We start from the raw sequence: 21,462 nt of genomic DNA on the forward strand, positions 1-21,462 counted from the left end.
TTCCATTTACTTACATTATAACTCTTTCAACTTATTTCTGAAATCTTCTTCCCTCAGAATCTTCAGCATGAATGAATTCAAACTCCCTGAAATCTTTTCTAACTCCCCTCTTTCCAACTCGTTTGTAAAGATGGCAACCTCAGTTGAATTCCCTTCTTTATCTGTCGCGTACGCAGCATTCGTGACAAGAAACTCCGTCGATCCCCCTTTTTGCCCGGCATGCTTTAGCCAGTCTTGATTGTTGGGATTCTCCATGATCCCTTCCATGACCGCATCCAATCGTTCTTGTGTTTCACGTTGAAAATAGGTCTTGGAATTGAGTTTCCCCATAAGTGTTGCGTATTCAAAAGTAGTACTCCGTGTCAGTCTGTCGGACCAAATTTTGTCCAGCCCTTTACTTGAATGCTCATTCTCAAGGTACAGACCTTTTTCCCCCTCTTTTAGCTGTTGTGAAATAATTTGAGCGATTCGTATGTATTCCTCTATTGACATTTCCTTAACCTTTGTCTCGATATAGTCATCAGTATAGGAAGGATCTTTCATCTTCAAGTACGTTGGAATCAGCATGGCCCCTGAAATCGGGTAGAGAGCCTCATGTTTTTCAATATTCAGTTCATCCAGTGACTCGTTGAGTGTTTCCAATCCCAAGAGATCGATTAAATAGTCTGTGTTTGCATTGGAACTGAAAGCAATCATTCCTTTTACCACATTTTCAAGGGTCGTACTATTTCCAAGAAGAAGTCCATTTTGTTTCGAATACTCTATCCAGCCTTCATGGGCTCCGCCATCCGTATCCGGAATGTAGTATCGATCAAGCTCTTCCAGAGAAACGTTGCGGGAAGGATCTACTTTTTTCTCCTCGCATTGCTTCGCATATTCAATGGCCACGATGGTCTTCATTGCACTTGCTAACGGGAACATCTCATCTTCCCTGACGGATACGAGCGTTTCCCCATTCCGAATCACCGTTAAGCTCCAATTCTTATGATGTTTTAAATGGTTTATCAGATAGTCGGGATCATTTTTTCCCGCCCTCTGTCTAATGCCTGCTACAATGATGATCAAAACGACAATCAAACCAACTCCAATAATGAGTAAAGCAACCTTCATTTTCTTCGCTCCTGTCTTTATTACGGTTAGTATATATACGATCGGTAAATGGGAAATGTTTCAATTTCCAATATAAAAAACCTATCCACCATGTGATGGATAGGTTTCAATCATGCTGCCTGTTTTTTGCCGGCTTCATTATTTTTCAAGAACATGTACAGTGACGCACCGAAAATCACAATGTATCCAATGATGCTGTATACATCAGGTATTTGCCCAAACAGGAAGATGCTGATAAGGGCGGAATAAACAACCGTGGAATAGAAGAAAATTGAAATCTCCCTTGCAGGCGCAAACTTGTACGCAATCGTGATCCCGAACTGACCTACTGTAGCAAAGACACCTGCTGATAACAGATAAACCCACTGTTTCACGCTCATCGGTTCATAAAACCCGATCACAAACGGCAGCAACACGACGGTCGTAAAGAAGGAGAAGTAAAAGACGACTGTATAAAACTTTTCCCTGCTCCCGAGCACCCGGAGGACCGTGTAGGCACCTGCGGCAAAAATAGCGGAGAACACTCCTGCCAGATACGGGATGACATCAAAAGAAAAAGCCGGTTTGATGATGAACAATGTCCCGATGAACGCAATGATGATCGCCACCACCTGAAAGACGCGCGTCCGTTCCTTCAAGAATAGAGCGGAGAAGATGATGGTCAAAAATGGACTCAGCTTGTTCAGCATATCGGCATCCGATAACACGAGATGATCGATCGCATAGAAGAACAGCACAATTCCAACAGCACCTAATGAGGAACGCAGCAATAGCAGCTTTTGATTTTCTCTTTTTCCAAATAGCCTTTCCTTATGATACCGGACAAAACCAAATGCAATGAATGCAGAGACGATATTCCGGAAGAAGGTTTTCTGTATCGTCGGCACATCCCCGGACAGCTTGACGAAAGCCGCCATCAAGGAGAAGCCGAACGCTGATAGTAGTAATAGTAATATGCCTTTATTTCGATTTGACATTATATCCTCCAGTGATAAACAATTTCGCAACTAAATTAGTGTAACAAAAAAATGATGCAAAGAAAAAAATTCGAACCTTTTTACCAATTAAAGGAATGCAATTTGAACCAGTTGGGTATAGAAACAAGCAGGATGTGCACTGACAATCCAGGAAAATACTCCTCACTTTTACGGACAATGAAACATACAGGACCTTCATCCGTAAATACATACCATGAAAAAAGCAGAGGTGACCAGTTTGACTTTACTAGACGTACATCAGGAGAGAGTTTCTACATACCAAGCGGAAGATGATCAGGAGATTACAGGAACCATCATCCCCTTCCTTCCAAAAGCGGAAACGACGAGGGACACCAGCCTGTGGAATCGGTTCACCATTGATACAGATGAACGTACGGCGAATATTCAATATCGCTATCGATATAAAGATGCTCGTTAAGAAAACAAGCACCTGCTCACATGTCGGCAGGTGCTCTTCTTTTTTTAGGATAGAGATATTTCCACTTCCCATTCCATACATATGGAATAATAGCGCCTTTTAGAGGAGGATTTGTGATGCTTGAGAAATTCGTCGACCCCCTTCCCATTATGGAAACGATCGAACCCATTTCAACTCAGAAGGGTTCCGATTATTACGAAGTGACCATGAAGGAAGTCAATCAGCAACTCCACCGGGATCTCCCGCCAACTACTATATGGGGATACAACGGGCAATTCCCGGGACCTACTTTTAAAGTGAAACGCAATCAAACAGTACGGGTATTGTGGAAAAACGATCTTCCAAACAAGCACTTCCTCCCGATTGATACTACCGTTCATGGTGCAGGAAAAAAGCAGCCCGAGGTCCGTACGGTCGTTCATCTTCACGGAGGGGCTACACCAGATACGAGCGATGGTTACCCGGATGCCTGGTTTACTAGAGGGTTTCAAGAAACAGGGCCATTCTTTGCAGAAGAAATCTACACATATCCCAACCAGCAGCAGGCCACTACCCTTTGGTACCATGACCACGCTATTGGGATCACACGGTTGAATATATATGCCGGACTCGCCGGAGCTTATATCATCCACGATGAAGAAGAGGAGGCAATGTCACTGCCTTCGGGTCCATACGATATACCACTGGTGATCATGGATCGGTCCTTTCATAGCGACGGATCTCTCTATTATCCTTCAGAGCCTGATCCTCCCACGCCCGGTGTCCATCCCTCCACCCTTTCCAATTTCTTCGGGGATACAATTCTCGTGAACGGGAAGGTCTGGCCATTCCTTGAAGTCGAGCCGCGACGCTATCGCTTTCGATTGATCAACGCTTCAAATTCGCGGACGTATCAGCTTTCCCTTTCGAACGGAAGGCCTTTCATTCAAATCGGATCTGATCAGGGCCTTCTTTCTGCACCTGTCACCGTTCGGGAGATCTTGCTTGCTCCTGCAGAACGGGCGGATGTCATTCTTGACTTTTCTTCCGAGACCCGGGAATACATCACTATCCGCAACAGTGGACCTGCCCCCTTTCCAACTGGTTCGGCACCAGATCCTGACACGACGGGAGTGCTCATGCAATTCCGCGTAATAAAACCGCTGCAAAGTCAGGATACGAGCAGGATCCCCTCTGCATTACGGCATGTTCCAAGACTGAAGAAAAGACATGCGTTCCAGATGAGGAACCTTCCGTTAAATATGGTGCATGATCAATATGGGCGGGAGGTACATCTATTAAATCATCAATTATGGGACGATCCGATTACGGAAATGCCACGGATAGGGAGCATTGAAGTGTGGAACTTCATCAACATAACGGAAGGGTCTCACCCCATCCACTTGCATCTAGTACGATTTCAGGTACTGGACCGTCAGCCATTTGATAAAGAAATCTATCAAAGAGAAGGAAGGGTTGTCCCCACAGGCACCCGCATCAAACCGAAACCGAACGAGCAGGGCTGGAAGGACACGGTGTGTGCAAATCCTTGGGAGATGACAAGGATCATTGTTCCATTTGGCCCCTTTACAGGATTGTATGTATGGCACTGTCATATATTGGAGCATGAAGATTACGAGATGATGAGGCCCTACGTGGTGATTAAATGATAGGGAGATAGTCAAAATAGAAGGATCTGCCCCTGATAAGGAGCAGATCCCTTGTTATTTAAGAGTTTTCCAGAATTTCTTTGATTTTCATTAAATCCTTTTTGTTCGCTTTTTTCATCATGACAGACATCAAGGGCATCATGACTCTTGAAAATCCAATGGGATCTCCCTGATTCCTTAGGGTCATTTTGGTCGTTTGTCCATCAATCGACTCCCATTCATAGGTGGTTTCCATAGGGAACGGTCCATTGGCGGTCTTCATGACAAGCTTCTGTCCCGGGACAAACTCCTTGATCTCATATACATAAGAGAGATCCTTTCCCAAGAATCTGGCTTTGAATGCAATTTGAGAATGTACGGATAATGGCTTTTCCGTTCTCCATTCTGCGGAATCAATATTCACATACCATTCCGGTGCATGATCCGGATCCGCAGCATACTCTGCAACCTTCTGAATCGGACAGCGTATAGTAATGTCTGTCATGACATCCACCATTGCCCTATTTCCTTTCAACATAATTTTTCAACAACGTTCCGAGTAGATAGGCCCACCCTTCGGAATGCTTTTCCTCCCAGTCGTCTTCCAGGACTCCTGAAGCTGCATGGGATAACTGAAGTAACGTAGCTTCTCCTTTTTCTATCAACCGATACGTATATGCGCTGTTAACTGCGCCCTGCATGCCAAGATGGCCGTGCAATCTAATTTCTTCCGGAGCATTCACGTAATACACGGTACCCCATAGAGCTCCTTCGTCCCTGCCCCATTTCTCGATGAATTGCCCACCCGGTACAGGATCAAATGTGAATTGTGAATCGACTCCCTCTGGGGCCAATTTGAACTCCCACCAGTCCCCTGCCTGACTTGTTAATGCCTTGAATACCTGTTCACGCGGAGCATTAATCATGACTTCCTGTTCAATACGAAATACATTGCTTTGTTCCATTGATTCTCCTCCTTTATTTTCTGCCAATGACCGTAGTTTCAATAGTGAATTGGCGTTAGACTCCATGTACTTCCCGACCCACCTGTTGTGCATTTCCTGCAGCGGGACCGCGTTCAGATAGTTCCGCCGGAATTTCCCTTCACGCTTCACCACCACCAGATTTCCTTCCTCGAGGATCGTCAAATGCTTCATGATCGCGTATCTTGTCACCTCGGGAAAATGTTCATTTAGTTCACCAGTCGTTCTTGCTGCCTTCTTCAAAAGGTCAAGGATCTCCCTGCGAATGGGATGACCGAGAGCTTTGAACAAGGTGGAAAGTTCGTCTTTCATATCAATGATCCTTTCTTTGAATCAACATGTGAATGAATGGTCACATGTTATATGTGACTTAATAGTAACATGATGATTTCTAAAGTACAATGTTTTTATGTGTCTTTTCCTGCCTGATAATAAAATCTTTTTCAATTTATTATGTTAAACCATAATAAAGCCTCCAGTCTGAACTGGAGGCCCCTTTTAGCTCTTATTTTTTCATTATCGGTACCCAAACCTCACAACGATAATCCTCAGCGTTCGGATTACCTGGAGGATACAATTCAAATTCAGGTGCGTCCCCATGCTCATAGCCTGTAGACGGGAACCATTCCGAGAAAATGCGCTTCCATACACCTTGAATCGCTCCTGGCATGGGACCCACGGACTCAAATACCGCCCATGTGGCTGCGGGGATTTCTTTTACTTCCAGGGAATGATCCTGGTCACTCTGTTTACCCGCTCCGATAAAATACGTGAACTCTTCATTGGGATGATCAAACTCCATGCAAATCCCCATCATTTCATCATTACCAGCCGCTTCACAAATCGTTCTGTCCAATCCCGAGCTGTTCACTTCATCCCAAAAAGCAGGGATATCCTGAAGATTTTGGCCGCTGTTTGTGGATACTCTTTTTCCTTTCCCAACTACCTGGAACGCATCTTTTTCAACAATTTTATAATTCATTTCAACTTCCCCTTTTAGCTGAATTTGGAAGGAGATCCGTGGAAAGGCTTTCAAGGGAGTTCCTGATTCCCTCACCTGGGATGGTGATACACCATGCGCTTTCCGGAAGGCTTTCGAAAAGGATTCCGGTGTTTCATATCCATACCTGAAAGCAACATCAATGACCTTTGTGTTCGGGCTGTTCAATTCCTGAGCCGCAAGAGTCAGTCTCCTTCTGCGGATATATTCAGCCACTGTGCAGCCCGTGACTAAAGAAAACAGTCTTTGGAAATGAAATTTCGAATGGAGTGTCAGACGTGCCAGTTCTTCCATCTCGATTTCTCCCTCAAGATTGTCCTCTATATACTGAATACAGTCATTCATCCTATGAAGCATTTCCATTGCTCATCTTCTCCTCGCTACCTTAATGTACCATCTGGGATTATATGTACTCCTGTCATTCTGTGCGATGTTGTGACCGGCTTTTGCCGGAAAGAGTGTTCAATAATAGCTTATATGCACATACTAACGTTCATCAAGACTCTACTTCTACATATGTTCATCATTCTCCTCTTTCCATTGACACGAAACCATAAGGTGTTATATCATTTAATACGAAACCAATTGGTGTTATATCAAAAGACAGAAAGCAGGTACTTATATGCAATCAAATCAACCTAATCAACTTCAGGATATTCAGCAGACAGTCCTATTCAAGGCACCCATTCAAAAGGTCTGGGATGCGGTCTCCACGTCGGAAGGGATTTCTTCATGGTTTATGCCCAATGACTTCCAGCCTGTAGTCGGGCACGAATTTCATATCCAGTCCCCTTTCGGCCCTTCCCCATGTAAGGTATTGGAAATCAATCCACCTCACAAGCTTTCCTTCTCATGGGATACGGATGGATGGTTTGTAGAATTCCGATTAAAAGAAGTCGGGAATCAAACTGAATTCACGGTGATCCATGGTGGTTGGAAAGATGATGATGCAGTGGTTTCGAAACCGAATGAGAAAAGCTCTGTTATCCGCGAACGCATGGCAAACGGATGGATCGGAATTGTGGACCAGCGACTTCGGAAAGTGGTGGAGGAATAAGTGTCTGCGGCTAAACATGATGTATTTCAGGCCATTGCAGACCCGACCCGCCGGGAAGTGCTGCGCCTCCTTTCAGAAAAGGAAATGCCCATTTCTGCTTTGACTTCCCACTTCCCCATGAGCAGGACTGCCATTGCCAAGCATCTCGCCATCCTATCTGAAGCTGAGCTGGTTCGCGGGGAAAAAATCGGCAGGGAAAAGATCTATCGCCTGCAGCCCGAACCCCTGGCGGAATTGAAAGACTGGTTAGCGTACTACGAGCAGTTCTGGACGAACAAGTTGACCAAACTGAAATACATGGTAGAAAAGGATTGAAGAAGAGGGACGGACCTTTGTTCCAAAGGTCCGTCCCTCTTATTTAGTAGATTTTTGCCATGATGACCATGGAGATGAATACGGTCATGATGGTGAGGCAGGTTATGATGTACATTAGGTTCATTGCTGTTAGCTCAATCAGGCCAAGTCCCAGTAATGACATGATGATGATGAAAAATATTAAAATGGCAAAGTACGAGTAAAAGATCCCCTTTTCCCTGATCATCTTCATACGCTCATCCTTTTCTTTAAACTGTGGATAAAGATAGTACATACAAAAACTCATTACAGTCAAAGCCAGTGGATTAAGAGCATAATAAGGAAATTTCCCTGCCGTGATACCGATAAAAAACAAGAAAGCAGTCTGTAGTGCCATAATACAGCCAATAATCAGATAACCCTTCGTCACAACTCCTTTCCTCCCTTCTCTTCATAAACGAAAATCTCTTCAATAGACACATCAAATACTCCTGCCAACTGAAAAGCCAGATTCAAAGAAGGGTCATACTTCCCCTTTTCGATTGAAATGATGGTTTGTCTCGATACTCCTAGTCTTGCAGCCAATCTTTCCTGTGAGTATCCAAACGACTTTCGGTATTCTACCAGTTTATTTTTCAAAAAGTGCTACCTCCTTATATTTCCATATCATAATGTAAAGGTAACTTTACGTCAAGTGTCCTTTACATATCTCTAATGAAACCTTTTATATTATTCATACGTATTTCCTACTAACGATTAAACAAGGGATGTGGACACTTATGGAAGAAGTAATGAACAAACTTGAGGAATATCAGGATATCTATTCGCAATTAAAGAGACGCTTAAGGTGGAAGGTATCCGATTCTCGATCTCTGATGATGGTGTCTTCGTTGTATGTGACGAATAAACGTGCCTTCCACATCGAACGATTTATTGAAATCAGTGACTATATTAAGAATGAGGTAGGTGCCTTTTCAACATTAAAGCAGGAAATCCGCTTCACTTTTGCGGCAATGCTCGATACGCGTTTTGATGACTATCAATCTCGTTTCCATGAATTTCTCTCCATTTATGATTCCTTGATTGCTGCCGGATTTTCAAGGGGACCGTTCTCCTATACTGCGGCTATGACGATGCTTTCTCATGAAGGAAGGAAACTGGACTTCGCCGTTCACGGGATGGAAGTGTATAAAAAAATGAGGGATCAGCACTTTTTTCTGACCGGGCATAGCGATTACCCGTTTGCCCTGCTCCTTTCCCAACGGGCAGGGGATCATGATGCTCTGATTGATCGGATTGAGGGCTTCTACCATCAGTTGAACTCAGCAGGATTCAGGAAAGGAAATGATCTTCAAAGCATGAGCCATATTCTTTCCCTTCACTCTGAATGGTCTCAGGAGGAGCTGGTTCAACGCTGCACAGTTTTGTATGACATTTTTAAACAAGTGGGGATCAAGCCAAAAGCCATGTTCTATCCCCAAATCGCACTGCTCTCATTCGTGGAAGAAGATGTTTCCCTTGTGAACCAGGTGAAGGATGTGTGGGAAGAACTGAACTCGAGCAAGGCTTTCAAGTGGCATAAAGACATCAACCTGATGATGGCCGTGAACATGATCATCAGTGATAAGGTCGAAAACAACGCTGTGATGCAAGTCAGTTTATCCACAGCCATTGAAACACTCATCCAGGCACAGCAGGCGACAATGATCGCAACCGTTGCGGCAGTTTCGGTGACGACGGGTGGAGGGGATTCGTGAACTAAATAGAGGGACGGACCTTTCATCGAAAGGTCCGTCCCTCTATTTTATTTCACTTTGATGACGATTTTCCCTTTTGCATGGTGGGTTTCGCTTAAGGCGTGGGCGTCTTTCAATCCTTGTTCACTTAGTTCGAAGGTTTCTCCAATCACTGGTTTGAGCTGACCGGATTCGTATAGATCGGCAAGTTTGGACAGTTGTTCTCCTTTAGGGTCGAGCCATAGGAATTCGGCTTTCACACTGTACTTTCTAGCTTCCTCTTCATTAGGGGGCTGTGCAATCGATACGAGCTTTCCATTTTCCTTAAGTACCTTATAGCTGTTAGACTGGATTTCCCCTCCCATGGAATCGAGGACCAGGTCATAATCCCTTAGTACTTCACTGAAATCTTCTTCCTTATAATTAATGAACTGATCTGCGCCAAGTGACTTGACGAACTCTTCATTTTTTCCGCTTGCGGTAGTAGCGACATGTGCTCCAAAGCTTTTGGCAATCTGAATCGCAAAATTCCCGACCCCGCCTGAGCCTGCATGGATCAGCACCTTATCTCCTTCTTCGATTTCACCAAAGTCGACTAAGCACTGCCAGGCTGTCAATCCGGCAAGCGGGATGGCGGCCGCTTCTTCAAAACTCATGTTTTCAGGCATTTTAGCGAGCAGCTCTTCATCCACGGCCACATATTCTGCATAAGTACCTTCCCTTGTCGTCGCCGGTCTTGCAAATACGCGGTCCCCTATATCAAACCCTTTCACATTTTTACCTTTCTCAGAGATCACTCCCGCTGCATCCCATCCCAGGATGATCGGAAATTCAAAGTCGAGCATATCTTTTAAATACCCTGCCCGCACCTTCCAATCGATGGGGTTAATGGATGTTGCATAAGTTTCCAGCAGTATCTGGTTGTCCCCTATCACGGGCTTATCGATTTCTGTTTCCTGCAATACTTCTTTATCTCCATATTGGTTGATGATGATGGCTTTCATCCTAGCGCCTCCCTATTTTTTTTCATACGGTTTATGTTCCCTCTTACTCAGGGTATTTAAACAGTGAATGGCCCATCGGCATTTACACAGGGTGTATTACTGGATTCTTCCCATTCACTATTGTAAATTTAAGACAAACTACATAGTAATAAGCATATGGGAATCTAACTTTCAAAAGGAGGAACACTATGCAACACTACAATTTGATCATCAACGGAGAACAAACCGGTTCGGATCTTGCGAAAAAGGATGTAACCAATCCTGCCACATCGGAAGTCATCGCCACCATCCCGAATGGAGGGAAAAATGAGGCAACGAAAGCGGTAGACGCAGCTTATGATGCCTTCAGGGAATGGTCACAGTATTCGGCATATGAACGGAGCGAACTGATTCGCAAATGGCATGACCTGATCGATGAAAACAAAGAAGATCTTGCCCGCACCATGACGATCGAGCAAGGAAAGCCGCTAAAAGAAGCACTTGGAGAGATCCAATACGCCAATGGATTCATCTCCTGGTATGCTGAAGAAGGCAAGCGGGTTTATGGGGAACAGATCCCTGCCACTCAGCGTAATAAACGATTATTCGTTCATAAGCAGCCGGTTGGGGTTGTTGCCGTTATCACTCCGTGGAATTTCCCTGCTGCGATGATCACCCGTAAAGTGGCGCCGGCACTTGCCACAGGCTGTACGGTCGTGATCAAACCGGCAAACCAGACACCTTTAACTGCGTTAAAAATGGCCGCACTTGCAGAAGAAGCGGGCATTCCAAAAGGCGTCATCAATGTGGTGACAGGTGATTCGAAATCCATTGGGGAAGCATGGATGGAAGACACTCGTGTCCGGAAACTCACCTTCACCGGTTCAACGGAAGTCGGAAAGGTCCTCATGAAAGGGTCCGCCGATACCGTCAAGAAAATATCCCTGGAACTGGGAGGTCACGCTCCTGTCATCGTCATGGCTGACTCTGATTTAGAAAAAGCCGTCGATGGAGTCATCGCCTCTAAATTCAGGAATGCCGGTCAAACATGCGTCTGCTCCAACCGTATTTATGTCCATGAGTCTATCGCACAGTCATTTTCAGAAAAACTGGTTGAAAAAGTGAAGGGACTGAAAGTAGGGAACGGACTTGAAGAAGGTGTGGACATCGGTCCATTGATCGATGAGGATGCCATCGAGAAAGTCCGGAAGCATGTGGAAGATGCTGTAGACAAAGGTGCTTCCGTTGCCTACGGTGGAAAAGGAATAGAAGGTCTATATTTTGAACCGACTGTCCTGACGAACGTAAATGATGATATGCTCTGCATGAAAGATGAAACATTCGGTCCCGTCGCACCGATCACCACATTCAAAACCGAAGAAGAAGCCATCGAACGGGCCAATGACTCCATCTATGGTCTTGCAGCTTATGTCTTCACAGAGAATATCACGAAGGGAATCCGTATCAGTGAACAGCTGGAATATGGAATCGTCGGACTGAATGATGGCATGCCGTCCACTCCACAAGCTCCATTCGGAGGGTTCAAGCAAAGCGGACTCGGCCGTGAAGGCGGTCACCAGGGGATTGAAGAATTTCTTGAAGTAAAATACATCTCACTCGGATTATAATAGAAAAAAGGCGCGCATTCTCATGCGTGCCTTTTTCATGCCTACTTTTTCGAAAAGCGGTCCTGGATTTCCCGGTACAGATACAATAAACCGGCCATAAAGAATAGGAAGATCAGAAAGTTCATGTTATCTGGTCTTGTAAACCCGGCAAACCCTTGAAGAAACAAAAAGAGCATTCCGAAAGAAAGATAGATCGCAGCTGCAATATGCTTCATGAGACCAACTCCCGTATGTTTTCTTTATGCATATTCCGGTATGACGCATTGCATAACCTTAAAAGAGAGAACATGCGTAGAGAAATTAATATTATATTAGGAAAATTCATTGACGAGGCAAATCGCCTGTGCTAGATTGTGAGTATTAATGAAATTTGAAATAAGAAGAAAAGTATGACTTTAATGTGATCACATACGAAATATGGTTTATAGTGCGAGCCTGGACTCGTCCCTCATAAGGGGCGGGTTTTTTCATGTGATAGGCAGTAGTGAGTATTGGAGGAATGGTTATGAGGAAAAAAGATATCCTCATCTCGGGATTTATGCTTTTTTCGTTATTTTTTGGTGCAGGGAATTTAATCTTTCCGCCTTATCTCGGGATGGAGGCTGGAGGATATTTTATTGCAGCGATTTCCGGATTTATTTTAACGGCAGTGTTTCTGCCTTTTTTAACGATTATTTCGGTTTCCCTTTCCAAAAACGGATTGTTATCCATCGGTGAACGGGTCCACCCTGTTTTCGGACTTGTGTTCGCCATCGTGATTTACATGTCAATCGGAGCTCTTTACGGAATCCCGAGGGCTTCCAATGTGGCTTATGAACTGGGCTTTTTACAAATGATCGATGTAGAGGGGCGACTTCCGCTTTTCTTATTTTCTATCGCTTTCTTTGGTTTGACCTACATACTTAGCATCAATCCCAAAAAAGTCATTGATCTCGTCGGACAGTATTTAACTCCCGTGCTGCTCGTTGTCTTGACGGTATTATGTGTACGGGCTTTTGTCATATTTGAGTACACCGATGCCATGCCCACAGAGAAATTCCAATCCGCCCCGTTTCTAAAAGGGTTTCTGGAGGGATATTTCACCATGGATGCAGTGGCTGCCCTGGCGTTTGGGATCGTTATCATCAACGGATTGAAGGATAAAGGTGCATCCTCAAGATCAGAGCTGATTCGCGGGACCATAAGTTCAGGGTTGATTGCCGCCGTGGGATTGGTATTGGTTTACTTATCACTTGGATGGATCGGCCGGGTCATCCCACATGAACGACCAATGGAGAACGGAGCTGACATACTGGTACTTGCCTCTCAGCAGCTATTCGGATACAGCGGCAATGTGTTATTTGGATTGATTGTGATGATTGCCTGTTTGACGACTTGTATCGGTCTTATCAATGCCTGTGGGCGATTTTTCCGAGAAGTGTATCCTAAATATTCGTATAAGTCGTATGTCATGATCTTCATCCTGATCGGTATGGCTGTCACAAACCTGGGACTGAACATGATCTTAACGGTTGCGGCTCCCCTGCTTGTTCTCATTTATCCCGTTGCCATCGTTCTTGTAGCTCTATCCCTCTTCCAGCATTTTTTCGGTGAAAGCAGAAGGATGTATGTATACGGAGTCAGTGTTACGACGATCTTTGCCTTTTACGAAATGCTTTCCACCCTCCCGATCCCAATGGGTGAAATACAGAAATCCCTAAGCATCCTCCCCCTCAGCGAAAACGGGCTTTCCTGGACCATCCCTGCCCTCCTCGCTGTCATCGCAGGATACACCATTGATCGGGTACAGAAAAAAATCTGAGGGACGGACCTCAAAAAGAAAGCAGCAAGGGAAGGACCCCTTGCCGCTTTTTATTTACTTTCATTCACATAAACCTTTATGGACTCCCCGCTTAACCCAACAGCATCGGTTGAATGAGTCCATCCGTATTTTTCATAATAGCCTTCAAGGTCTGTTGTGAGATATAGCCGATCGTATCCTTTTTTACCGACTTCTTTTAAAGCATGATCAAGAAGCTCGGAACCAAGTCCGTCCCCTCGGTGATCCGGGTCGACATACAGGCATGCCAACCAAGGATACAAGTCCTGACGACTGTTAAGGTCATTCCTGAGTAAAGCGTATGTGCCTATAATCTTATCTCTCTGCAGGGCGGTATAAAACCTGGGAAGATCCTCTTCCGTACGGCATGAATGGTACATACAATCCTCATAAAACCTGAAATTGTCTTCGCTCCCCCACTGCTCCCAAAACGCTTTCACTGCTACATCAAATAAACTTGTTTCTTTCTGTAACTCAACGATCTTCATAACGGTATTCCTCTCTTTAATTGCATTGACGTATATTTAATGGATTCTTCATTTGTCGAAAAAATCCCTTTTTTTCACTATAAAAAGGCACGTCCCTCATGGAACATGCCTTTTGGTTGGATTTAATATGTGCCGTCAGAATACGTTAACTCATAGCTGTGGGAATAGATTTCGAAAATATTCCCGAATGGATCCTCCACATACACCATGCGGTACGGTTTTTCACCAGGGTAATACTCGCGGACCGGCATACGTTGTTTCCCACCGTGCTGCTTGATCTTTTCGACCATGCCTTCCACATCTGGATCCTGGATGCAGAAATGGAATAATCCTGTTTTCCAATATTCAAAGTTGTTCTCAGGTTTTTCATTGTGCGGGAATTCGAATAGCTCGATCCCGATTTTATCTCCTGTTGCCATGTGGGCAATCCTGAACTTGTCCCAATCGTTTCCGAATACGTCTCGGCACATCTGGCCGATCGCCGTGTCATCATTTTCGACATCGGATGGTTCCATGATGACATACCACCCAAACACCTCTTGGTAAAACTTTATCGCTTCTTCAAGGCTTGGGACGGATAGTCCTATATGAGAAAATGATCTTGGATATGGTAACATCTTAATAACTCCTCCTTAGATTTGATTAGTTTCATCTAACACGACTTCATTATACGAAGATAAGCGGATAAATGTAAGAATGCACTTTTTTGTGAGAAACTAACCTTTAAGTAAGAAAGGACTGGTGCACGATGGATACACCTGTGGATCAACAGGGGAAATTGAAATGTTCAATTGAATACACGCTAAGGAAAATCGGAGGAAAATGGAAAACGGTCATCCTCTGGCATCTCGGGACGGAAGGGACCCACCGGTACAATGAATTGCGCCGTCTTCTGCCCGGTGTTGCCCACAAAGTGCTGAGCCAGCAGCTGAAAGAGCTTGAAGAAGACGGCTTCATCAACCGGACCCAATACGACACCATCCCCCCGAAAGTCGAATACTCCATGACAGACCTCGGCATGACCCTTATGCCAATCCTTCAACAGATGCATGAGTGGGGAAATGAGCATGGGGAGTTTTAATTAAAGGGACAGTTTAAAGGGACGAACCTCCTCATGGATATCTTATGTAAAGTAAGTATCCATGTGGGAGGTCCGTCCCTCTTTTAGTTGTCGCTACTCTTATAACAAGTCAATGAGGAATAGTACACTGAAGATGGTTAGGATGATACCCGCTAAACGATTGATCATACGTAACGAAGACTTTCCCATTCTGCTGCTTATCCAGCCTCCAATCAGGGCGAGAAATCCCCACCAAATGGCTGAACCGAAAAACACGCCAAACACCACCGTCAGTGCAGTCCCTATATCTTCAGAACCTGCCACTCGAAACATTCCAAAGATCGCAATAAAAGCCAGTACCGTCATAGGATTGGTGAGCGTTAACAAGAAAACAGATAAAAACCCCTTCAACCGGGAAGTGGTGTGCGGTCTGTCTGTCACCTTTGCAGACGGTGGTGTGCTGAACGTCCTCCATCCAAGCAGGAACAGGAATAATCCTCCCCATAATTGAATCCAGAACTGATGACTCAGCAGGAAGCCCGAAACAATCGTAAGTCCCATGACGGCGATCAGCCCGTAAAGAGCATCTGCCGTGGCTGCCCCTAGCCCTGAAATGAAACCTGTCCTTCTTCCATAAGTCAATGTACGTTGAATGCAGAGGATCCCGACAGGTCCAACGGGAGCAGCAAATGCCACGCCGATAATAAGACTTTTCATAAATAATATTGCAGCGGTCATTTTTCCCTCTCCTTATTCTGCAGAACACGTGTCTGAATGCAACGGCACGACAGAACTTTCTTTAAGAGAATCCATCACAATGGTAGTGATAAAGAGGGACGGACCTCCAACTGATTGCTTAATTGAATAGAAAATATGCGTTTGGAGGTCCGTCCCTCTCTTATTTAAGCCAACTGTCCAGGAATTCTTCCTGGCTGCCGTCGAAATATTGTTCGAAGAATTCGGCAAAGGTGCGGGAGTCCACATGTTTGTATTGGTATTCTTTGTAGTAGGCTGACAGGAAGTTTAGAGCTTCCGTCCTTCCTCCATTATCGTTAAAAAATTCGTTTAACAGATTCGGCCCTTTTCCATAAACAGTTGAGATGTAATTGTCCTCAAATTCATTCAGGGGAGTATTTAAGAATGGTTCCGGCTTCTCACTGCTCAACACTTGATTTGAAAAGGCAAACGCTTTTCCCTCGTCCTTATATGCATATGCGAGATAATAGGCGGATAGTAACTCTGTCAGACTTTCATCCAGCCAGGCATCCCGATAAGGATCATTCGCCACTCCCTGATAGAACCATTGATGTGCGATTTCATGGACCAATGGATGTTCATAGCCATTCGGGTCACCTGAAATTTCAACAATATTGGAATATTCCATGTCACCATTATTCCCGATCAGATCCAATTCATTGGAAGGGTTCTCACCGATGGAGTCATGGAAAAAGAGATATGCGTCAGCCGCTTTTTTTAGAACATCGTCCGTGATGGAGGCGCCCTCTTTTTTCATGAAGGCCCGAAGTTCTACGTTTCGATACATCCCAATCTTGACTTTCTCTGTTTTCTGTTCCCACTCACCAGGATTCAAGAATGCGATATAGAAATCCCTGATACTCCTTCCTTCCATTACACCGTGACTGACCGTTTCATCCCTCGCGTCCACTCCCGAGCTTGCAACTAGATAATCTTCAGGCGTTTCAAATGAGACTTCATAGTTTCCATATGTGGTATTATACGATTCCCCTTTTGGGTCGAAAGGTTGAATGTCCCATCCATCATGATACGTCGCAAGCATCGGATACCATTGGGCAAGGAAGAAGTCTTCTCCTTTTTGGGATAAGCGTAATCCATCTTTCGGAAGGGTCATGCTGTACGCGAAGCTGATTGTTTTGCTTTCACCAGGTTTCAGCTTTTCCTTAAGGTCAATAAGGAGCTGATTCCCTTCCATTGAAAATGAAAGATGTTCACCCATGCTCTGAATAGAGCCTATGTTTGTTTCTGCATGACTTTCCAGGAATTTCGGTTTGTTTTCTTCTGAGAACGCATTCGGGATAAAATAAAATCCAATATCCTCAAAATCCTTACCCGAATGATTGGTCACTTTGATATCTGCTTGGACATTCCACTTTTTCTCCCGATCCATTTTCAACTTCAAGTTATATTCCGCAGATGCTCCCTGTGGGATTCCTGTTTCATTCAATACGTATGGATGCCTGCTTTTATTCAGGTCTTCTTCGGTCAACTCCGCCACTATGTCCCTGTGATCATCAGGAACCCTTCCGCTAATGAGGAAGCGATGATATTTTTCAGGAACTTCAAACGTCAACAGAGCGGTTACTTTGCCGGGAAGCTTCACTCTTCCCGCCTGATAGTTGACCGCGTTCACCACATCCGTTTCCACAGGATAATGCTGCTTCCCTTTTTCATCCATGAGAGAGTAGGCACCTGGTTTGAACGATATCCTGTCAATATAGGGATCACTACTGTATTTGAAATCCCAACTGACGGGTATGGTGATGAGCTGTTGCTTGTTCTTCGCCTTCAGTCCGGAAGGGGATTGACTTGGTGCTTCGATCAGAATCGATTGTTCGTCAAAGTCCAATCTTTCACCAACGACTGCCTGTTTTTTTGCAAGTTCTTTCGCTTTTAAAAAGGGAAGAGGAGTATCCATCGCAATATCTTCCTTCTTCTCTTTCTCCGGCTTGAAAACAGCTGTTGTCTCCCCTACTGTCCCCTGCTGTTCCTCAGGTGACATTACCCTGGCGGTTTCAACCTTATGTCCCTCGGGAATTCCTTTTCCCAAAAGAGCCACTACAGACAAGAACATGACCGCAGCTACTGTGACAAGTACATATTTAAACTGTTTCTCCACTCTTTTATCATTACTGTAAGTCCCGGTCAATCCTTGGAAAGGCGGGGTATTGACTGCATTTCTTGCCGGAAGGAGAGCGGCTGACACCCCGGTGAAAACAGGAATCAACAGAGATGCTCCATACATCCATAACTGCACGAACGGGATATCCCCATACATCGTCCAAACCATTGCAAAAGCAAAGATCAATCCAATGATGCCTGCAAGCACACCGGAAAACAATCCTTCCAGAATGACAAGCATCCGCACGGTCCCATTCTTCCAGCCAAGTGATTTAAACACCGATATTTCCGGCTGCCTTTCAGCCACGTTCTGCCATATGATTTCAGCCGTCGTCAGGACCGCGATGGTCAAGGCGATCCCCATTGCGACATAATGCATCGAGCTGACTTCCATGGCCACATACTCACCTAACCAGGTCGTGTACATGACTCCTTTCAAACGAAAGGTGATGAACAGATAAAAGACGAGCAGACCTGTCGGCAGACCCATGGAAACGACGGATAGAATGGTGCGCTTCCATCTGGAAAGCATCGAGTTGACCGCCATTCCCACAAGTGATTCGGACTTCACGAATCGCTTCTGCTTAACGGTGATTTCACCGGATCGCATCGCTTCATATGGCCTGATTTTCCTGACAAGATTGGCAGGGATTACTGCTCCGATCAAATAAATGGAGAGCCCGATCAACCCGATCAGAACAACCCGGGCAACTGATGTTTCCAGATCGTTCGCGACCGTAAACCAGCCTACTATCAGCCAGCTAATAATCGATACAACGGACCCGAGAATAAGGGCCTCAAGGAGAAGGAGCCTTGAAAGCTGATTAGGACGCCACCCCAGTGCCAGTAATACGGCAAACTCCCTTTTACGTGCATACATCATGATCAGATTGGAAGAAAATACGTAAACGATGGCCACCGCCACTACGCTCCCCACGACTCCTGACACTCCAAGTTTTGCTTCTTTAAAAATCGTGATGGAGGACCCGATCTTGATCCATGGCTGTTCGATCCAGCCGAAGCCCGTTTCCCCCTCTATTCCCGGGATATGTGTCAAAGCAGGCTGAGGCGAGGATCCAAGCGTGACATCGACCATCAATCCCGTTTCCTCTTCAATCTTTTTCGCCACTTTTTGAAGGGTCGCTTCACTTTCTTCATTGAATGTGTCGACTCCCTTTACGTTGACACGTATGGCCGATATGGGTTCATCCCCCAGAACATGCGACGCTGCCTCCAAGGTTGTCAGCATTAAAGGGGGCTTCGTCAAGAAGCCATACGGATTATTGGCTGGCTTCATATTGACGGGAGGATTGACGGGATCCCCCTTTTCGTCTATTACCCAACTGGCTTTTGAAGGAAAGTACGTTTCGACCGGAAGCTCGGTCAAAGGATCCTTTGAGATGTTCAGTTTCTGTGCATCAAAGATTCCGATATAATTCAATCTTAGCCGTGGCCAGCTTGAACTTTTCTCCCCGAACATCTCAACCGGGCGGTACGCCTGATCTACCGAGAGGGGAGAATCTTCAGGCAGGCTGTATGGCTCTACTTCATAACTGAACGCCCATCTTTCCCCGAATGGGCTCGTTACAGGCTGATAGGTTACAGGAGACGGCTTTAATGCCATCCAGTTCATACCACCCATATCATTTGCATAGCTTGGATTCATGACGGAGCTGACCACTTTCTCATGGGCATCTTCTGTTGTAAAACGTTTTTCCTCCACTACACTCCCTTTTTGCTTATCAAGGTATTCCTCTCCGCCATTTTTCTTTACTTTTTCCATCGTTTCACTTTGGCTCGCAGAATCAAAGTCCAGATCAAGCTTTTCCACGGTATAGTGTATTTCACCATCTACAAATTCACGGTTGCTTAAAATAACCGGGATCGTTGTGTCTGTCAAGCCGGCATCCTGTGGCGTATCCATGACCTCATCTTGATCTGAGAAATAACGGCTGCCATTCCCCTTGACCATGGCTCCATTGAGTCCAACAAGCTTTGCTTCCTGTTCCGGATCGATCCCCGCCACCAGGATTTCGGTCCCGTAAGACAGACTTTCGAGAGTTCCGCCGACTCCGTACCCAGGGTCCATGCTGTATTCTCTTTCGCCTCCGATGGTGAAGTAGTAGTTCCCGCCGTCCACTTCATCCTTCGCTCCGGTCTTCACCACTTCCTCTTCCTTCAAACGGTAGATACCCGGTTCCGTTACGTCTAACTGCCCCATTTGGACATCATTGAACACATACCCCATCATGGAGATGGGAGCTGCAATCTCGATATCTTCCAATTGTTTAATGGTTTCATATTGTTCGAGAGTAATGCCTCCGTCCAGTCCACTCAAGTAGTTCGGCTCCAGTAGATTCATCTCTTCCGTTACGCTTCTGGAATCAGGCGGCCTCACCACCATGTGATAAGAAGATTTCCACCTTTTTTGCAGTTCATTTACAATGGTTCCATTATTCGTCTGCGTCATTCCGACGAGATAGCTGAGACCGACGCTCATTAATAAGACGCCGATGATCAACAGAATGAACCGCTGCTTGTTCCTCCACCACGTATTCCATATAAAACGGATCATACGGGTTCCACCACCCGGTCAGACACGATCCTGCCGTCCTTCATTTCAATGATTCGTTCTGCTTTTCCCGCAAGTTCGGTGTCATGGGTGACAAAGATGACCCCACACCCTTTTTCTTTGTTGAGGGAATGAATGATATGAAAGATGAGCTCTCCCGTTTCCGTATCCAGATTGCCTGTCGGTTCATCGGCCAACAGCCATTGAGGCTCGTGGACCAATGCTCTGGCGATTGCTACCCTTTGTTGTTGACCACCTGATAATTGAGAAGGAAGGGAATGTAATTTATCCCCGAGACCGATTGATTCCAACAATTCGATTGCCCGCTCTTTTTTGTTATAGGGAACCTTCCTTGAGAAAAGAGGGGCCATCACATTTTCCATAGCCGTCATGGTCGGAATCAAATGAAACTGTTGAAAAATGAATCCGATGTTCTCGAATCTAAAATCCGCCATCTCTTTATGGGTGAATTCAGTGACATCTTTCGCTCCAAATAGAATCTTTCCATCCGTGGGCTGATCCAGCGTCCCGATCACACTCAATAACGTCGACTTCCCAGATCCCGATGAACCAACGACAGAGACAAACTCACCCTTCTGAAACTCGGCAGACACCTGTAGCAAGGCATGCGTCTCCACCCCTTCACCCTTAAATACCTTCGAAACCCCATCGACCTTGACCCCAATAGCCATTCCAAACCCCTCCGTTATGATTGTTTGAATTTTTTAACAATTATAACAGATATAATACAAATATTTCAAAATTACGTAAAAAGGGACGGACCTTAAAATCACCAGAATATCCTTCAGAT

General features: G+C 45.2%; 22 protein-coding genes. 8 read left to right on the plus strand and 14 right to left on the minus strand.

Annotation, left to right across the window (positions count from 1 at the left end; translation table 11 throughout):
- Positions 1–15: 15 nt before the first annotated feature.
- Together KYJ26_RS09960 and KYJ26_RS09965 are read right to left on the minus strand one after the other, a co-directional pair.
- Entirely contained in the window at positions 16–1,110 is a 1,095-nt protein-coding gene (locus tag KYJ26_RS09960) for a serine hydrolase (RefSeq protein ID WP_219167121.1), read from the minus strand.
- Between the two features lie 110 nt (positions 1,111–1,220).
- On the minus strand, positions 1,221–2,087 hold the full coding sequence (locus KYJ26_RS09965; protein WP_219167122.1) for a DMT family transporter: 867 nt from the start codon (positions 2,085–2,087) through the stop codon (positions 1,221–1,223).
- Between the two features lie 238 nt (positions 2,088–2,325).
- Here KYJ26_RS09965 and KYJ26_RS09970 point away from each other — a divergent pair, with 238 nt between their 5' ends.
- Together KYJ26_RS09970 and KYJ26_RS09975 are read left to right on the plus strand one after the other, a co-directional pair.
- Entirely contained in the window at positions 2,326–2,526 is a 201-nt protein-coding gene (locus tag KYJ26_RS09970) for a hypothetical protein (protein WP_219167123.1), read from the plus strand.
- A gap of 113 nt (positions 2,527–2,639) precedes the next feature.
- Positions 2,640–4,175, plus strand: a complete 1,536-nt coding sequence (locus KYJ26_RS09975; RefSeq protein ID WP_219167124.1) for a multicopper oxidase family protein — start codon at positions 2,640–2,642, stop codon at positions 4,173–4,175.
- Between the two features lie 58 nt (positions 4,176–4,233).
- On the opposite strand, the gene KYJ26_RS09980 is transcribed toward KYJ26_RS09975, so the two are convergent.
- The 3 genes from KYJ26_RS09980 to KYJ26_RS09990 all read right to left on the minus strand — a co-directional run bounded on the left by KYJ26_RS09980 (position 4,234) and on the right by KYJ26_RS09990 (position 6,500).
- The gene (locus KYJ26_RS09980; RefSeq protein WP_257474960.1) at positions 4,234–4,659 is read right to left on the minus strand and encodes an SRPBCC family protein; all 426 of its coding nucleotides are present in this window, start codon (positions 4,657–4,659) and stop codon (positions 4,234–4,236) included.
- Between the two features lie 16 nt (positions 4,660–4,675).
- Positions 4,676–5,449, minus strand: a complete 774-nt coding sequence (locus KYJ26_RS09985; protein WP_219167126.1) for an SRPBCC domain-containing protein — start codon at positions 5,447–5,449, stop codon at positions 4,676–4,678.
- A gap of 193 nt (positions 5,450–5,642) precedes the next feature.
- Positions 5,643–6,500, minus strand: a complete 858-nt coding sequence (locus KYJ26_RS09990; protein ID WP_219167127.1) for an AraC family transcriptional regulator — start codon at positions 6,498–6,500, stop codon at positions 5,643–5,645.
- A gap of 259 nt (positions 6,501–6,759) precedes the next feature.
- Here KYJ26_RS09990 and KYJ26_RS09995 point away from each other — a divergent pair, with 259 nt between their 5' ends.
- Positions 6,760–7,194, plus strand: a complete 435-nt coding sequence (locus KYJ26_RS09995) for an SRPBCC family protein (RefSeq protein ID WP_219167128.1) — start codon at positions 6,760–6,762, stop codon at positions 7,192–7,194.
- Entirely contained in the window at positions 7,195–7,509 is a 315-nt protein-coding gene (locus tag KYJ26_RS10000) for an ArsR/SmtB family transcription factor (protein WP_219167129.1), read from the plus strand. It abuts the gene before it with no gap.
- Between the two features lie 43 nt (positions 7,510–7,552).
- Here the strand turns inward: KYJ26_RS10000 and KYJ26_RS10005 are convergent, their stop codons facing one another.
- Both KYJ26_RS10005 and KYJ26_RS10010 read right to left on the minus strand, forming a co-directional pair.
- Positions 7,553–7,918 (minus strand): permease, encoded by a 366-nt coding sequence (locus tag KYJ26_RS10005; protein WP_308807556.1) that lies wholly within the window; start codon positions 7,916–7,918, stop codon positions 7,553–7,555.
- Complete coding sequence (locus KYJ26_RS10010; RefSeq protein WP_219167130.1) at positions 7,915–8,127, minus strand: helix-turn-helix transcriptional regulator; 213 nt, start codon at positions 8,125–8,127, stop codon at positions 7,915–7,917. Before KYJ26_RS10010 ends, KYJ26_RS10005 begins: the two co-directional genes overlap by 4 nt.
- A 140-nt stretch (positions 8,128–8,267) precedes the next feature.
- Here KYJ26_RS10010 and KYJ26_RS10015 point away from each other — a divergent pair, with 140 nt between their 5' ends.
- Positions 8,268–9,245 (plus strand): DUF4003 family protein, encoded by a 978-nt coding sequence (locus tag KYJ26_RS10015; protein ID WP_219167131.1) that lies wholly within the window; start codon positions 8,268–8,270, stop codon positions 9,243–9,245.
- 47 nt (positions 9,246–9,292) lie between these two features.
- On the opposite strand, the gene KYJ26_RS10020 is transcribed toward KYJ26_RS10015, so the two are convergent.
- Positions 9,293–10,228, minus strand: a complete 936-nt coding sequence (locus tag KYJ26_RS10020; protein ID WP_219167132.1) for an NADP-dependent oxidoreductase — start codon at positions 10,226–10,228, stop codon at positions 9,293–9,295.
- 188 nt (positions 10,229–10,416) lie between these two features.
- Between KYJ26_RS10020 and KYJ26_RS10025 the strand changes: the two genes are divergently transcribed.
- Positions 10,417–11,835: an NAD-dependent succinate-semialdehyde dehydrogenase gene (locus KYJ26_RS10025; protein WP_219167133.1), complete on the plus strand. Its 1,419-nt coding sequence runs from the start codon at positions 10,417–10,419 to the stop codon at positions 11,833–11,835.
- A 41-nt stretch (positions 11,836–11,876) separates the two neighbouring features.
- Here KYJ26_RS10025 and KYJ26_RS10030 read toward each other — a convergent pair whose 3' ends face one another.
- Entirely contained in the window at positions 11,877–12,050 is a 174-nt protein-coding gene (locus KYJ26_RS10030) for a hypothetical protein (RefSeq protein ID WP_219167134.1), read from the minus strand.
- Positions 12,051–12,340: 290 nt separating this feature from the next.
- On the opposite strand from KYJ26_RS10030, the gene brnQ reads away from it, so the two are divergent.
- Positions 12,341–13,636, plus strand: a complete 1,296-nt coding sequence (brnQ, locus tag KYJ26_RS10035) for a branched-chain amino acid transport system II carrier protein (RefSeq protein WP_219167135.1) — start codon at positions 12,341–12,343, stop codon at positions 13,634–13,636.
- A 50-nt stretch (positions 13,637–13,686) separates the two neighbouring features.
- Here brnQ and KYJ26_RS10040 read toward each other — a convergent pair whose 3' ends face one another.
- Complete coding sequence (locus KYJ26_RS10040) at positions 13,687–14,142, minus strand: GNAT family N-acetyltransferase (RefSeq protein WP_219167136.1); 456 nt, start codon at positions 14,140–14,142, stop codon at positions 13,687–13,689.
- A 122-nt stretch (positions 14,143–14,264) separates the two neighbouring features.
- The gene (locus tag KYJ26_RS10045; RefSeq protein ID WP_219167137.1) at positions 14,265–14,759 is read right to left on the minus strand and encodes a lactoylglutathione lyase family protein; all 495 of its coding nucleotides are present in this window, start codon (positions 14,757–14,759) and stop codon (positions 14,265–14,267) included.
- 131 nt (positions 14,760–14,890) lie between these two features.
- Between KYJ26_RS10045 and KYJ26_RS10050 the strand changes: the two genes are divergently transcribed.
- Positions 14,891–15,223 (plus strand): winged helix-turn-helix transcriptional regulator, encoded by a 333-nt coding sequence (locus KYJ26_RS10050; RefSeq protein ID WP_219167138.1) that lies wholly within the window; start codon positions 14,891–14,893, stop codon positions 15,221–15,223.
- A gap of 99 nt (positions 15,224–15,322) precedes the next feature.
- Here the strand turns inward: KYJ26_RS10050 and KYJ26_RS10055 are convergent, their stop codons facing one another.
- From KYJ26_RS10055 to KYJ26_RS10065, 3 genes are all read right to left on the minus strand, one after another.
- Positions 15,323–15,940: a LysE family translocator gene (locus KYJ26_RS10055; protein ID WP_219167139.1), complete on the minus strand. Its 618-nt coding sequence runs from the start codon at positions 15,938–15,940 to the stop codon at positions 15,323–15,325.
- A gap of 160 nt (positions 15,941–16,100) precedes the next feature.
- Positions 16,101–20,654: an FtsX-like permease family protein gene (locus KYJ26_RS10060; RefSeq protein WP_219167140.1), complete on the minus strand. Its 4,554-nt coding sequence runs from the start codon at positions 20,652–20,654 to the stop codon at positions 16,101–16,103.
- Complete coding sequence (locus tag KYJ26_RS10065; RefSeq protein WP_219167141.1) at positions 20,651–21,343, minus strand: ABC transporter ATP-binding protein; 693 nt, start codon at positions 21,341–21,343, stop codon at positions 20,651–20,653. The genes KYJ26_RS10060 and KYJ26_RS10065 overlap by 4 nt, the downstream gene beginning before the upstream one ends.
- Between the last annotated feature and the right edge of the window lie 119 nt (positions 21,344–21,462).

The sequence above is a fragment of the Rossellomorea orangium genome (genome assembly GCF_019334305.1).
GTDB lineage: Bacteria > Bacillota > Bacilli > Bacillales > Bacillaceae_B > Rossellomorea.

What these genes read in the sequence shown, in the direction of transcription:
- KYJ26_RS10045 (WP_219167137.1), bottom strand. Translation starts at nt 14,759, where the DNA reads ATGTTACCATATCCAAGATCATTTTCTCATATAGGACTATCCGTCCCA.
- KYJ26_RS09995 (WP_219167128.1), top strand. Translation starts at nt 6,760, where the DNA reads ATGCAATCAAATCAACCTAATCAACTTCAGGATATTCAGCAGACAGTC.
- brnQ (WP_219167135.1), top strand. Translation starts at nt 12,341, where the DNA reads ATGAGGAAAAAAGATATCCTCATCTCGGGATTTATGCTTTTTTCGTTA.
- KYJ26_RS10050 (WP_219167138.1), top strand. Translation starts at nt 14,891, where the DNA reads ATGGATACACCTGTGGATCAACAGGGGAAATTGAAATGTTCAATTGAA.
- KYJ26_RS09960 (WP_219167121.1), bottom strand. Translation starts at nt 1,110, where the DNA reads ATGAAGGTTGCTTTACTCATTATTGGAGTTGGTTTGATTGTCGTTTTG.
- KYJ26_RS10060 (WP_219167140.1), bottom strand. Translation starts at nt 20,654, where the DNA reads ATGATCCGTTTTATATGGAATACGTGGTGGAGGAACAAGCAGCGGTTC.
- KYJ26_RS09980 (WP_257474960.1), bottom strand. Translation starts at nt 4,659, where the DNA reads ATGACAGACATTACTATACGCTGTCCGATTCAGAAGGTTGCAGAGTAT.
- KYJ26_RS10030 (WP_219167134.1), bottom strand. Translation starts at nt 12,050, where the DNA reads ATGAAGCATATTGCAGCTGCGATCTATCTTTCTTTCGGAATGCTCTTT.
- KYJ26_RS09985 (WP_219167126.1), bottom strand. Translation starts at nt 5,449, where the DNA reads ATGAAAGACGAACTTTCCACCTTGTTCAAAGCTCTCGGTCATCCCATT.
- KYJ26_RS10065 (WP_219167141.1), bottom strand. Translation starts at nt 21,343, where the DNA reads ATGGCTATTGGGGTCAAGGTCGATGGGGTTTCGAAGGTATTTAAGGGT.
- KYJ26_RS10055 (WP_219167139.1), bottom strand. Translation starts at nt 15,940, where the DNA reads ATGACCGCTGCAATATTATTTATGAAAAGTCTTATTATCGGCGTGGCA.
- KYJ26_RS10015 (WP_219167131.1), top strand. Translation starts at nt 8,268, where the DNA reads ATGGAAGAAGTAATGAACAAACTTGAGGAATATCAGGATATCTATTCG.
- KYJ26_RS09965 (WP_219167122.1), bottom strand. Translation starts at nt 2,087, where the DNA reads ATGTCAAATCGAAATAAAGGCATATTACTATTACTACTATCAGCGTTC.
- KYJ26_RS10020 (WP_219167132.1), bottom strand. Translation starts at nt 10,228, where the DNA reads ATGAAAGCCATCATCATCAACCAATATGGAGATAAAGAAGTATTGCAG.
- KYJ26_RS10040 (WP_219167136.1), bottom strand. Translation starts at nt 14,142, where the DNA reads ATGAAGATCGTTGAGTTACAGAAAGAAACAAGTTTATTTGATGTAGCA.
- KYJ26_RS09990 (WP_219167127.1), bottom strand. Translation starts at nt 6,500, where the DNA reads ATGGAAATGCTTCATAGGATGAATGACTGTATTCAGTATATAGAGGAC.
- KYJ26_RS10025 (WP_219167133.1), top strand. Translation starts at nt 10,417, where the DNA reads ATGCAACACTACAATTTGATCATCAACGGAGAACAAACCGGTTCGGAT.